Below are 13,387 nucleotides of genomic sequence, written 5' to 3' on the forward strand. Positions count from 1 at the left end.
CAACTGTCGCCGCAGTTGCCCTCGACCGTATAAACCTTGCCGTTTTCGACCTTTTGAACAATACCCGTATGGTCGGATAATCCATCCTGACCACTTTCGTCTGCCCAATCGAAGAAAAATAATCATTCCGGGGGCAGGCTCGGCGCTGTCCATCCAGCCATTGTCCACGATCCTTAAACCATTGTACTCCGTTGACACAGCCTGCATATTTTGGGATAACTCCAGCGTCGATATAGCCGCACTCGTTGGCACACCAAGATACAAAGCAAGCACACCATTCTACACGGGAGTTAAAACCGTACCACGACCAATACGGCTGACCGCCCACATCGCCAACCAGTAGAGAGTGCAACGGTCACGATCTGTCCGTCGCCGCCTGTAATGCCGTAAAGCACCTGTGACCAAAGGTAATTGTTTTCATCTGCAAGCAGTTCAGCGAGGTAGCCTTTCTGTTCTTCGTTAAAACCATATTGCGCCGCCATTTCCTCGGCAGTCTTGTGGCTGACGGTAATATACAGATAGGTTTGTGTGACCGTGCTTTCAGTTTCCACGATATTACCGTGTCCGTCATCGGTTTCGGTAATAACTGTTTCGGTCTTGCTCTCTGTTCGGGAAGATATTTGATTCATCTCCCAAAAGATGTCTTTTAAGAGTTGCTTTTTGCCATCGTCCATTGTGGCAACCTCTTGGGGGTTATCTTGATCCGTATTCGTTTTTACAGAGTAAACGGCAAGCACCTCTTTCCAAACGGCTCTGCTGCCACTCATTTCAAGAACATCATAGGATACCGAGTTCTTTTCCTCTTGCAGCTTGGTATCGTATTCGGTATTGATTTCCTGCACAACGGTCTGCATACTCATTCCAGTGCCGGAATCTTCGTCTGAGAAGAAAATGCCAAATACTGAGCCGAGGATCATACCAATCAGGCAAATCACGATAATAACCAAAACCGCCACCCAGCCGCCTGCGGCGATAGCGGCAATCAAGGCTTTCGTTCCGGCAATAATCGCTTTAATGGCAAGTGCGGTCGCTTTGGCAATCGCCTTTACCGTAACCACGGCGGCTTTTGCCGCAGCCCTTGCCGCTTGTGCTGCTCTCTGTGCAGTTTTAACCGTAATGATTGAATCCACCTAAAAATCCTGGATTGCTATGCCCCCGCTTATGCCCCTTGTCATCATAATGGTTTAAACCGCCAAAGAATCCTGGTCGACTCTCACCTACTTTATGCCCGTTATTGTCATAATGATTCATACCACCAAAAAAGGAAGGCGAACTATGTCCGATTTTCTTTCCATTTGCATCATAGTCGTTCATACCACCAAAGAATCCTGGTCTGCTCTCGCCTACTTTTTTCCGTTTGCATCATAATGGTTTATGGATCCAAAGAATCCTGGTCTGCTATATCCTTTTTTACTCATAATGTCATCCTCCTGACTCTATTAGCCTCTTGTTTGATCTCAGAATAACACACTTTTCTCATTTGGAAGTCGCATAACAGGCGACATTCTTTTATCGCATTTACATTCATTATACGGATAATACGTCCTTCCCTCTGTTCCAAGTCAGATGGTTTCCAGCCAATATCCAGATGATGCAACGCAATCAGACGATCCTGCACATTGGTTCCTGCACCCATCTTTGCTGTAGAACCAATCAAAAAAGCGAACCTGTCCGGATTTCACTTTTCCAAACAGCTCCGTCTTCTTAGCTTCTGTATTTGCATCATGAATAAAAGCAATCTCTTTTTCCGGTACACCTTTCCCAATCAGTTTCTGCTTCAAGTCATCATAAACATTGAAACTGCCATCGCCTTTCGGTGTACTCAAATCACAGAAAATCAACTGTGCTGATTTCTGTGCTGCTGTGTCTTTCCAGATTTCATAGCTTTTCTCTGCACAGACTGATATCTTGCTTTCCGGATTGTCTGGCAATAATTCGTTCACTAAACGCTGATCCAGTGCTAACTTTCTTCCATCATTGGTGATTTTCAGCATATTATCAACGGAGGCATCTACCCCACCATTTCTGACAACTTCTGCACGTTCTCCAAGGCTTTCTACGATTTCTTTCTGCTGTTCCGTTGGTTTCAGCACCACTGTTTCATATTCCGCTTCCGGCACAGGAAGTTTTAACTGATCGGAAGTCTTTATATCTGCAATCTCCTTGAACATATTCATCAGTTCCGGGATATTATAGAATCTGGCGAATCTTGATTTTGCTCGATATCCTGTTCCTTCCGGTGCAAGTTCGATGCTCGTGACAACTTCTCCAAAAGTGGAAGCCCAGGAATCAAACAATCCAAGTCCCATATTCTGCAGTTTGCTGTTCTGCAGATACCGCTGCATAACATATAATTCCGTCATACTATTGCTGATCGGTGTGCCCGTAGCAAAGGTAATGCCTTTTCCTCCGGTAATCTCATCCAGATACTGACATTTATTGAACATATCTGCTGACTTCTGTGCTTCGTTCTGTGCAATCCCGGCTACATTTCTCATTTTTGTATAAAGGAATGCGTTTTTATAGCTGTGTGCTTCATCTACATACAAATGATCCACTCCCAGTTCTTCAAACGTAACTACCTGATCTTTTTTCTCTTTCTGATTCAGTTTTTCCAGCCTTGTCTGCAGTGTCTTTCTGGTCTTTTCAATCTGTTTGACAGTATAACGTCCACCATCCTGTTCATACTTTGCACTCTGGATTGCCATTTCCAGATCATCAATCTGCTTCCGCAACATGGCTTCCTGCCTCTCATCAGAGATTGGAATACGCTCAAACTGAGAATGTCCAATGATAATGGCATCATAATTTCCCATAGCGATTCTGGCACAGAACTTTTTCCGGTTCGCCGGTTCAAAATCTTTCTTGGTTGCTAATTCCATTGATTGACTCTTCGTTTGTTCCAAACAATGCATCAAGCGGCTGTAAGGAAACGGGAGTTGCTCTTTTTTTAGATGGCATCTTCTAGCACCTCCTCCGTCACTCTCCGATAAGCCTCTGTAGCTTTGCTTTTCGGATCATAAGAGAAAATACTCTGTCCTTCTCTGACTGCTTCCTTCATTCTTACAGAAAATGGAATATAATTATCAAAGATATGGATTTGACTTCCATATGCATTTCTGAGAAGCTCCATATTATTTCTGGCATCATTCGTATGAGCATCGACCATCGTAAACAAAATACCTCCTACTTGCAGCTTCGGATTGATCTGCTTACGGACCTTGCCGATTGTTTTTAACAGTTGCTGCAATCCTTTGATTGGTAGGTAGGACGCTTCAACCGGAATGAGAACTTCATCCGATGCAGCCAGCGCATTAATCGTAATCATTCCCAATGATGGCATACAATCTATGATGACTGCATCATATTGATCCTTGATACCATATAAAATCTGTTTCAATACATATTCCCTGCTCATTGCATTTACCAACTGTACTTCCGTACCTGCCAGTCCAATGTTAGAACAGATAATGTCTATCCCCTCTGCCTGATGTCTGATATAACAGTCGGAAGGAATATCTTCATCTTTCATTACTGCATCCATAAGAACTGTAAGTGTTTCATTACTGTCATCACAATCACGATATCCAAATCCTGCGGATACATCAGACTGTGGATCGGCATCAACGATTAACACTTTCATATTTTTTTGTGCTAATCCTACTGCTAAATTAGCTGTACATGCGGACTTTCCAGTTCCCCCTTTTTGGTTTACAATAGAAATAATTCTAGCCATTTTTTCATCACCTTTCAATCAATAAAAATGACCGAATCAGCTAAACAGATTTTCATCCATTACGAGCTAATTCGGTCCTGTTTTCGCTATTAAATTGTAATATCATCACTTTCGTGATACAGTAAAAGCATCTCAGATAAAAGCGAATATTTTCTTTCATCTGAATAAGGTTTTTATAAAAGATAGGCCTTTCCTTCATAAATTTGTTGATTCGTTGCAAGTTTTTTTCAGGACCAAATCGCCTCAACCCCTTGTATTTACTGGGTTTCCGTTGATTTAGTCTTATTTTATCATCATCATCGCCCACTCGTAAACCGCACCAGTACAATATCTGAAACGCATGATAGGAATATGGTTTGTCCTTTACCGCTTCAATGAATTTCAGATATTCCTCTTTTGTCCAGAACAACATTTCCTCCGCTTTTCCCTTTCCCAACGGCCCCGCCTTTACAACAGGATTGCTTTTCAGTTCATAGAACCGTACCGCATGATTAAACAGTGCACTCAATTCTGATTGCAGAGTTTTCAAATAAGTCGGAGCATAGGGCTTTCCTTTTTCATCACGATAGGAAATCTGTTCATTCTGCCACTGGATAATATCTTTCGGACGAATATCACGCATTTTCTTATCCTTGAAATAGGGCAGTAGCTTTGTCCTCAAGATATGCTCTTTCGTCAGCCAGGTATTGTGTTTCAGTTTCGGCTTCATATCTCTTGTGTATGCCTGAACAAATTCCTCAAAAGTCATATCCAAGTCAGCCGCTTCTTTCATACGGAAATGCCGTTCCCACTCTGTTGCTTCCCGTTTGGTCTTAAATCCCCTCTTAACTTTCCGGCAATTCTTACCAGTCCAGTCATAATAGTGAAAGGACACATACCATGTTCCCCGCTGTTCGTCTTTGTACGCTGCCATAATCTCACTCCTTTCCTAATTCGCCTGTGCCATGCCATAAAATTTTTCTTCATAGTATTTTCTGCTCACTCGTCCGGCGATTGTGATAAAACCATTTGCTTCCAGTTCTTCGTTCATCTGCCGCACCAGCTTATAAGCAAATGGTTTGGAAATGCCTAAGTCCTGCGCCACTTCTCCGGCTGTTACAAATAAATCATTTTTCAAATACATGTCCTCCTTTTGGATTTTTAACTTTTTTGTTAAGTTCTATATTTTCAGTATACTTAACATTTCCGCTATTGTCAATAGCTTTTTTGTTAAGTTTATCTTTTTTATTAAATTTAGCATTTTTGATAAGTTTTTGTTGCCGTATTATTTTAGGTATGCTACAATGTAGGAAACGGGATAACTATTTTCACAGGAGAGCTTTATGGAATACCACGATGCGAGAAATGACGGTAATGGAATATCCTCTATTGAATGAATTTCTATACGAAGCTATTTTTATTCCAGACGGTATAAAGCCGCTACCGAAAAATATTATCGCTTCTCCCGAATTACAAATTTATGTTGACCGCTTCGGGGCATCAAAAGCTGATTTCGCATTAATCGCAGAAGTTGAGCAACAAATCGGTTTTGATATTGTACAGGGAAACGAAGAAGAATGGATTATGGTATGTAATTTGTAAAGTTTAAGGAAAGGATACAAAATTATGATACTAGGAGAACGAATTAAGAGAATCCGCACATTTCGGAGGTTAACACAACGGGAACTAGGCTTGAAGCTGGGATATGAAGAACGCAACGCTGATGTTCGTGTAGCACAATATGAATCCGGCTATCGTGTTCCCAAAAAAGATACTCTCATGGAAATTGCCAAAATTTTGAATGTCAACTATATCAATTTTATTACCGAAGCCCCCGGCTGCGCCGAGGACATTATGCAGACTTTTTTCTGGCTTGACGAGGAACGACCGCAATACCTTTCATCTGTTCCAGCTTGTCCGCAATCCCGGCAAGTGCAACGCTTCTGATGATAAGTCTGTTCGCTATAATGATAGTGACGAATGGCCTGCTCATGCCCCTGTCGGTATGTGGATTGATTATGGTCTGGTAAATGAATTTCTGCGTGAATGGTGTTTGCGGAAAGAACAGCTAAAAAGCGGAGAGATTTCAGAGGACGAATACTTTGAATGGAAAATCAACTGGCCTGCTTCCAGCAGTAGTATTGATGAAAAAGGACATGACAAGAAAAATAGCAGCTATCAATGGAGAAAATAAATTTAAATGCAAAGGAGATTTTATTATGGCAAAAACTATTTCGCTCTTTAATAACAAGGGAGGCGTTAGCAAAACTACAACTGCATTCCACCTAGGCTGGAAATTAGCTGAAATGGGACATAAAACTTTAATTGTAGATACTGACCCACAGTGTAATTTAACAGGACTGTGTCTCAATACCGATAAAGAAAACAAACTATCCATCTTTTACGAGAAGAACAATTATAATATCAAAGATTCTTTATCGCCTATCTTTGATAATAAACCAGAACCTTTACAACCTGCTACCTGTTATGAATTTGCGGACAACCCTAATCTATTTTTGCTTCCTGGACACATAGATTTTTCAGAATATGATGCCACATTTAATATAGCCGAAAACTTAACAGGATCAATAGTTATGTTCAGAAATGTCCCTGGTGCTTCAGAAAACCTCTTGCAATTAACAGCTGATAAATACGACCTTGAATATATTTTATTAGATATGAGTCCTAGTATTTCTTCTACGAATGCCAATATTTTAATGGAAAGCGATTACTTTATTATACCTTGTGCACCAGATTACTTTTGCTACATGGCTATTGAATCTTTAACCAAAGTATTTCCTAGGTGGAATACTACCTATCAAAAGTTAAGAGAAAATGATATCTTCAAATCTGCAACATATAAAATGAAAGCGACTTCACCAAAATTTATTGGAACAATTCAGCAACGAATATAGACCCCGAAATGGTTCACCTGTAAAAGCATTTTCTGAATGGATTACAGATATAAATCAACTGGTCTCCAACAAGCTAGTTCCTGTTTTACAAAAAAATAATATGATTGCTCCTAATTTAAGTGATTACTGTACAGAAAATTATAATCTTATCAATATTGCTGACTTTAACAGTTTAATAGCTCAATCCCAATTACATAATACTCCTGTATTTCTGTTAACACAGGAACAAATTGAAAAATCAGGAAAAGTATGGACTAACATGAAAAAAAATCGTGATGATTTTAATAATACTTTCACAGATTTTGCAAATCGCATTATTAGAGTTACGAATTAACTTATTTGCCATACAGGTATCAAAAATGTATCACGACACATACTAAGAGCCGGAAAGTCCGCTGTTTATGCGGCTTCCCGGCTCTCTGTTTACTATTCAAACTCAATCGTTGCAGGGGGTTTTCCGGTACAGTCGTACAATACGCGGTTTACATTTTTTACTTCATTCACAATACGGCTAGTGGTTTTTCCGATGATCTCCCAGGGAATTTCGGCAAATTCAGCAGTCATGAAATCGGTAGTAGTGACCGCACGCAGGGCAACTGCATAATCATAAGTACGTTCATCCCCCATAACACCTACGGAGCGCATATTTGTGAGGGCTGCAAAGTACTGATTCACTTTTTTGTCCCAGCCTGCATTGGCGATTTCCTCACGCCAGATCGCATCTGCATCCTGAACCATTTTAACTTTCTCAGGTGTAATATCACCAATGATACGAATGCCAAGTCCTGGTCCCTGGAATGGCTGACGATAAACCAAGTAGTCCGGAATGCCAAGTTCAAGGCCTGCCTTGCGAACCTCATCTTTAAACAGGTTTCTTAACGGCTCGATAATTTCTTTAAAATCTACACAGTCCGGAAGCCCGCCTACATTGTGGTGGGATTTGATCACTGTGGATTCTCCTCCTACACCACTCTCCACAACGTCCGGATAAATAGTTCCCTGTACCAGGAAATCTACAGCACCGATCTTCTTTGCCTCTTCTTCAAAAACGCGGATGAACTCCTCACCGATGATCTTTCTCTTTCTTTCCGGCTCTTCTACGCCTTTCAGCTTTTCGTAAAATCGTTCCTGTGCATTTACGCGAATAAAATTCAGATTATATGGCCCTTCTGGTCCGAACACAGCTTCTACTTCATCGCCTTCATTTTTGCGGAGCAGACCGTGGTCTACAAAAACACAGGTAAGCTGATTGCCTACTGCTTTTGATAAAAGGACTGCTGCCACAGACGAATCCACACCACCTGACAGAGCACAGAGAACCTTGCCGTTCCCTACTTTTTCACGAATATTTTTGATGGATTCTTCTACAAAAGAATCAATTTTCCAGTCTCCGGAACAGCCACAGATGTTGTATACAAAATTGGACAGCATCTTACGACCTTCTTTTGTATGAAGCACTTCCGGGTGGAACTGTAATGCATACAGGCCTTTCTCCACATTCTGGACTGCTGCCACAGGACAGTCATTAGTCCATCCACAGATTTCAAAGCCTGGTGCCTGTTTTGAAATGTAGTCATTATGGCTCATCCAGCAGATAGTTTTGGGAGAAACATCTGTAAACAGTCTGGATGCTGTGTCTACATTTACTTCAATTTTTCCGTATTCACGAACTGGTGCTTTTTCAACCTTACCGCCTAACAGATGCATCATAAGCTGCGCACCGTAACAGATTCCAAGAACCGGTACACCCAGTTCAAAGATCTCTTTTGTATAGGTAGGGGCATCCGCCGTATAGCAGCTGTTAGGACCACCAGTAAAGATAATCCCCTTTGGCTGCATTGCTTTAATCTTCTCAATATCTGTCTTATAAGAATAAATCTCACAGTATACGTTACATTCTCTGACACGACGTGCGATCAGCTGATTATACTGTCCACCGAAATCAAGTACAACGACTGTCTCTCTGTTCATTGGTTTCCTCCTATGGTCCATATTGGGGACTTATTGGCTTTCCCGAAACCTTTTCTGTCCTCGAAGCTTTATCCGTGTCATATTATAAAAGAGTATAGAGCGTTTTACAATATCTAAAATTCAATGAAAAGCCTAAAATTTATAAGTTTTTTAGAATTTCCTCATTGTTTTTTCAACGATTCCTCACAGTTCCATCACAATTTACCGGTATATTAATAAGCAAATAAAGCGAAAGCTTTTTCATCATATAGATAAACTTTTTCTTTTTCATACTCGCCGGGCCATAGGGTCCGGCCCTCCTTCTTTTATAGGGAAAATATCCTCAGCTTCTATATGCTTTTGTCTTTCTTTTTGCAAAGATCAGCAGGATCCCTGCCGCAGCCCCTGTAAACAAAAAAGCCTGCAGCAAAGGCATGTAATTATAACTGCCTTCTTTCCAGAAATCTATAAAATCATTGCTTATATAACTCATTGGCAGAAGTGCTGCAACACTTTTCAGAACGCCTGGAAGCTGATCATTCTTAATTCCCATCATACCGCTCAGCATCATACTTACGAAATATAAGGTCATGGTAATCGCATAGGTTGGTCCAAATTTTCCCGTCAATGTGGCTATACTGTGTGAAAAGATCAAAAAGATCAATCCCAATATATACAAACAGATCACCAGGCTGACTGCCGCCTTTACGTCAGGGACCAGAAGATCAAGGCTGGCATATCCTGCTGCCGTATATAGTATAAGTCCTGCTGTAATAACAATCAGCTGTGCGATCGCTTTTGATCCGAACAGAGTTTTTTCAGGAATTCCAAATAGCCGCATCCTTAAGGGAATATCTTTTTCCAGTTCCTTTGAATAGCCTGAAGCATAACCCAGAAGTCCTACAGCCATAGGGATCAGCATACTCATCATAATAAAAACGCTTGTATTAGCTTCCTGTACATATTTGGCCGACACATCAGCGGCAACTGCTTTTGTGATGAGAATCAGCATAAGCACCGGAAATACGATTCCGAAAAAGGGCACAAAAAAATCCCCCAGCACATTTCGTATTTCATAACTGATCAGAGAAATGTCAATTTTTCTCTTCATTACTTTTTTCCCCCTCTGCTTCATTAAATCTGGTTTTTGCATTCATATACATCATTTCAATATCATTATTGCTTCGCTTGAAATTAACATTGTTCTGGATCAAACATCCGACTACTATTTTCTCATTCTCTACAGTACTGCAGGATACAGCGATCAGATGCTCCGGAGATGCCAACTTGGGAAAATCCTTTAAAAGCACCCGGTTCTTTTCCTGATTATCTGTAATAATAATGGATTTTCCACAGTATTTATGGAACAGTTCTTTTTTATCCCCATAATCCACAAGTTTGCCCTGCTCCAGGATAAGGATTTTATCTGCCAGAAGCTCCAGTTCCTCATAATAATGCGACACAATACAAAGGGTATTCTCTTTATCCTGATACCATTTCATAAGCATTTCCATCAACTTTTGCCTTGTTTCAAAATCCAGTCCTGACGTTACTTCATCATAAAAGGTGAGAGGTGCATCCTGCATCATTACCATAATGATGGTAAAACGTTGTCTCTGACCTCCGGATAAAGCTTTGTACCTTTTTCCGAGACAGGGGGCAAATTCAAAGTACTCAATCAGTTCCTGCAGCTTTTTATTTTTCCTGATATCAGTATTGAGGATTGCTTCCATGATATGCTTCACTGACATGGTATTCACATATTCATTAAACTGCAGATGCGCCGCCATTTCTTCTGGCTGAAGTTCTGTGGTAATGCTCCCCCTGTACTTTACAAGCCCAAGCAACGCTTTTACCAGAGTAGTCTTTCCTGCTCCATTAGAGCCAATGATACCGATCCGCTCTCCTTCTTCAAAAACAACTGACCTTTCAATGGACAATGCAGGTTTTTCCTGACGTCCATACCTTACTTCCAAATGATTGATTTTCAACAGCATACCCTTTCCTCCTGTTCCAGACTGGTTTCCACACCATCTTCTGTATTACTGATGGTCAGTTTCAGATGCAGCACCTCTGCATAGTATGCAGAAATATAAAGTCCCAGTCCCTTTCCTTTCTTTTCTAAATTACTGCTTACAAAGGGTTCCCACACATGAGGAAGAATCTCCTCAGGGACATGAGCCTCCCCATTGCGGATCTTCAGCCCATACTTTGTATAAGTGATCTGGATCTTTCCACCCTTTGCTGTGTATGCAACTGCATTGGAAATCAGATTATCCAGGATCCTGGACAGCACTTCTCTATCCGTCTGCAGGATTCCTGTTCCATCTGAAGGATCTAAATTCTGGAATATAAGTTCTTTTTTCTCCATCTGGATCTTATACTTTTCTGCAATTCTTCCAATCACGATCCACAGCTCCACAGGCCCTTCCTCCAGGTCTTCTGTACAATGGTTCAGATACAGCACATTGTTTACAATATCCCGCATTTCCATAAGCTTACCCTTCACCTGAGGAAGATAGGTTTTTACATCTGCATATTTCCCCACTTCATCGATCATGCCGTCAATCAGAAGCATAGCTGCTGCCACGGGTGTTTTCAGCTGATGGGAAGAGGCACGCATAAAAACCTCCTGCCGCTTATTTTCTTTTTCCAGGGTTCGGTTAGCAGATTCAAGAGCACGATAATTTTCTCCAAGTCTTGCATACAACTGATTCAGTGATACCCCCAGTTCGCCAATCTCATCCTTTCTCTGTACATCAAAGGGTGCAAGTTCTCTGTCGCCTGTTTGGCGTATCTGTGATGCATATCTGGAAAGCCGGATGATCGGAGCAACGAATCTTTCCGGAAAAATACTGGGAAGCCAGCAAAACCACCAGAAATATCACTGCCACGATCATGGGTACACTATTAAGGACCACTCCGCTCATATCCTGCATCTGTGGCATGATCAGAGACACCAGGGTAAGGATCTGGCAGTCCTCCTCATCTCCAAGCGCAATATAAGTAACATACTGATTTTCCCCATCCTTAGCAGCCGCTTCATAAACTGTCAGATTATCTGAAACCGTATGCACCTTCAGATTTCGATAAGTAAGCTTACGTGCCAGCTGGTCCACACTCCACTGAACCTGCAGCGGATATTCCTCTGTATCCTGCAGCTTTGGAAATAACTTTTCCGTCAGCATATCCAGATCAAAAGTATCCTCATCGATCTCTTCTATTTTTTCCGGATCTTTCAGGTATTTTTTTACTTTATTTAATTCCTCGGATCAGTTCCGGATCCTTGGTTTCTACCTGCAAATGGATTCCCTTTCCTTCTAAGAGGACCTGATTTTTATCCTCTGGCAAGATAAGGCTTACCGTATTCATCGGATTATCCACCTGCAGGTTCTCATAGCTTCGACTCTTCATAAAATCCTGGGAAAGCTTTGTAACAGATACTCCAGATTGCTGTCATTTTTATGAGACACGTAAAGTGAGGGAAGCATACACACAAAGTAAAGGAGAAGCATTCCTGCCAAAATACTGGCAATTACAATACTGTACAGAAAGGTCTTTTTTGACAGCTTCATAAGATATCTTCATCCCCCTTCCTGAAGCGGTAGCCCATACCGATCACTGTCCGGATGCAGTTCACAGGCAGCTTCTTTCGCAAGTTCTTCACATGTGCATCTATGATCCTGTCATTTCCTATATAATCTTCATTATAAATACGCAGGATCAGCTGCTCTCTGGTAAACACTCTGGACGGTTCCTGGTAAAGGGTATCCAGCAGCAGAAATTCACTGACTGTAAGTTCCAGTGACCTTCCATTAAAATATGCCTGACAGGCTTCCTGGCTGATCACCAGCCCTGATGTTTCTTTGTTTTCTTTTCCACGCCTTGCCCTTCGCAGGATAGTTTCCATACGCTTCAAAAGGATCACCGGTGATACCGGCTTGATCACATAATCATCTGCATAGGCATTAAAGGCATCCAGCTGGGTTTTCTCATCTCCAAGCGCCGTCAGCATGATCACAGGCATCTCCGGCCATCGGCTGCGTATATATGCCAATACCTGAAGCCCATCCGGTCCTGGCACCATAATATCCAATATAGCCATGTCAAAACAGACTTCTGAAGTTCTCAGTAACTGCAGTGCCTGGTCACCATCTTCAGCCTCTGTTACCTCATATCCACTTATCTTCATATATTCGCATAAAACCTCCCGGATAACAGCCTCGTCCTCCAGGAACAAAATTTTTCCACTTTTCTTTTCCATAAAAAATAAGCCCCTTTTGTTTTTTACAGGGCTTATTTTATCAAATCCATATGAAGTTCGTATGAAGATACTATATTTTTATTATGAAAGTTCCAAACAGACCCCATGCATGAGCTAAAGTTGCATTTTCATGCCAGCACAGTCAATCGCAGTACCCCAAGCAAAAGCAGATGGGCAGGATAATCGTCTGCATAGGCATTAAAAGCATCCAGCTGGGTTTTCTCATCCCCAAGAGCTGTCAGCATAATCACAGGCATCTCCGGCCATCGGCTGCGTATATACGCCAGTACCTGGAGTCCATCCGGTCCTGGCACCATAATATCCAATATAGCCATGTCGAAACAGACTTCTGAAGTTCTCAGTAACTGCAGTGCCTGGTCACCATCTTCAGCCTCTGTTACCTCATATCCACTTATCTTCATATATTCGCATAAAACCTCCCGGATAACAGCCTCGTCCTCCAGGAACAAAATTTTTCCACTTTTCTTTTCCATAAAAAATAAGCCCCTTTTGTTTTTTACAGGGCTTATTTTATCAAATCCA

General features: G+C 41.5%; 14 protein-coding genes and 3 pseudogenes. 4 read left to right on the top strand and 13 right to left on the bottom strand.

All coding sequences use genetic code 11. The annotated features are described in order from the left end of the window. The 6 genes and pseudogenes from R1Y93_RS00930 to R1Y93_RS00955 all read right to left on the bottom strand — a co-directional run. Nucleotides 1-377 (bottom strand): annotated as a pseudogene (locus R1Y93_RS00930) (CHAP domain-containing protein); the annotation flags it as partial. Nucleotides 378-1,107: 730 nt separating this feature from the next. Beyond that, nucleotides 1,108-1,314: a hypothetical protein gene (locus R1Y93_RS00935; protein WP_012744284.1), complete on the bottom strand. Its 207-nt coding sequence runs from the start codon at nucleotides 1,312-1,314 to the stop codon at nucleotides 1,108-1,110. A 100-nt stretch (nucleotides 1,315-1,414) separates the two neighbouring features. Then, nucleotides 1,415-2,912, bottom strand: a pseudogene (locus R1Y93_RS00940) (helicase-like domain-containing protein); the annotation flags it as partial. A gap of 38 nt (nucleotides 2,913-2,950) precedes the next feature. After that, nucleotides 2,951-3,736: a ParA family protein gene (locus R1Y93_RS00945; protein ID WP_027090283.1), complete on the bottom strand. Its 786-nt coding sequence runs from the start codon at nucleotides 3,734-3,736 to the stop codon at nucleotides 2,951-2,953. A gap of 52 nt (nucleotides 3,737-3,788) precedes the next feature. Then, on the bottom strand, nucleotides 3,789-4,649 hold the full coding sequence (locus tag R1Y93_RS00950) for a tyrosine-type recombinase/integrase (RefSeq protein WP_500821288.1): 861 nt from the start codon (nucleotides 4,647-4,649) through the stop codon (nucleotides 3,789-3,791). A gap of 15 nt (nucleotides 4,650-4,664) precedes the next feature. After that, nucleotides 4,665-4,859: a DNA-binding protein gene (locus R1Y93_RS00955; protein WP_500821289.1), complete on the bottom strand. Its 195-nt coding sequence runs from the start codon at nucleotides 4,857-4,859 to the stop codon at nucleotides 4,665-4,667. 212 nt (nucleotides 4,860-5,071) lie between these two features. Between R1Y93_RS00955 and R1Y93_RS00960 the strand changes: the two genes are divergently transcribed. The 4 genes and pseudogenes from R1Y93_RS00960 to R1Y93_RS00975 all read left to right on the top strand — a co-directional run bounded on the left by R1Y93_RS00960 (nucleotide 5,072) and on the right by R1Y93_RS00975 (nucleotide 6,964). Further along, complete coding sequence (locus R1Y93_RS00960; protein WP_500821290.1) at nucleotides 5,072-5,317, top strand: hypothetical protein; 246 nt, start codon at nucleotides 5,072-5,074, stop codon at nucleotides 5,315-5,317. A 24-nt stretch (nucleotides 5,318-5,341) separates the two neighbouring features. Beyond that, nucleotides 5,342-5,909: pseudogene (locus tag R1Y93_RS00965) on the top strand (helix-turn-helix domain-containing protein). Further along, a complete protein-coding gene (locus R1Y93_RS00970) occupies nucleotides 5,818-6,630 on the top strand; it encodes a ParA family protein (RefSeq protein WP_500821291.1) in 813 nt (270 codons plus the stop codon). Before R1Y93_RS00965 ends, R1Y93_RS00970 begins: the two are co-directional and overlap by 92 nt. Further along, nucleotides 6,605-6,964, top strand: coding sequence for a hypothetical protein (locus R1Y93_RS00975; RefSeq protein ID WP_500821293.1), 360 nt, complete (start codon nucleotides 6,605-6,607; stop codon nucleotides 6,962-6,964). Before R1Y93_RS00970 ends, R1Y93_RS00975 begins: the two co-directional genes overlap by 26 nt. A 92-nt stretch (nucleotides 6,965-7,056) precedes the next feature. Here R1Y93_RS00975 and guaA read toward each other — a convergent pair whose 3' ends face one another. From guaA to R1Y93_RS01010, 7 genes are all read right to left on the bottom strand, one after another. Further along, entirely contained in the window at nucleotides 7,057-8,601 is a 1,545-nt protein-coding gene (gene guaA / locus R1Y93_RS00980) for a glutamine-hydrolyzing GMP synthase (RefSeq protein ID WP_500821294.1), read from the bottom strand. Between the two features lie 322 nt (nucleotides 8,602-8,923). Then, nucleotides 8,924-9,691, bottom strand: a complete 768-nt coding sequence (locus R1Y93_RS00985) for an ABC transporter permease (RefSeq protein WP_500821295.1) — start codon at nucleotides 9,689-9,691, stop codon at nucleotides 8,924-8,926. After that, the gene (locus R1Y93_RS00990) at nucleotides 9,675-10,577 is read right to left on the bottom strand and encodes an ATP-binding cassette domain-containing protein (RefSeq protein ID WP_500821296.1); all 903 of its coding nucleotides are present in this window, start codon (nucleotides 10,575-10,577) and stop codon (nucleotides 9,675-9,677) included. Before R1Y93_RS00990 ends, R1Y93_RS00985 begins: the two co-directional genes overlap by 17 nt. Next, entirely contained in the window at nucleotides 10,568-11,434 is an 867-nt protein-coding gene (locus R1Y93_RS00995) for a sensor histidine kinase (RefSeq protein ID WP_500821300.1), read from the bottom strand. The genes R1Y93_RS00990 and R1Y93_RS00995 overlap by 10 nt, the downstream gene beginning before the upstream one ends. Beyond that, nucleotides 11,340-11,768, bottom strand: coding sequence for a hypothetical protein (locus R1Y93_RS01000; RefSeq protein WP_500821297.1), 429 nt, complete (start codon nucleotides 11,766-11,768; stop codon nucleotides 11,340-11,342). The genes R1Y93_RS00995 and R1Y93_RS01000 overlap by 95 nt, the downstream gene beginning before the upstream one ends. A gap of 383 nt (nucleotides 11,769-12,151) precedes the next feature. Beyond that, nucleotides 12,152-12,844 (bottom strand): response regulator transcription factor, encoded by a 693-nt coding sequence (locus R1Y93_RS01005; RefSeq protein ID WP_500821298.1) that lies wholly within the window; start codon nucleotides 12,842-12,844, stop codon nucleotides 12,152-12,154. Nucleotides 12,845-12,972: 128 nt separating this feature from the next. Then, entirely contained in the window at nucleotides 12,973-13,338 is a 366-nt protein-coding gene (locus R1Y93_RS01010; RefSeq protein WP_500821299.1) for a response regulator, read from the bottom strand. Nucleotides 13,339-13,387 lie beyond the last annotated feature (49 nt).

This window comes from Blautia sp. HA3515, assembly GCF_059933065.1.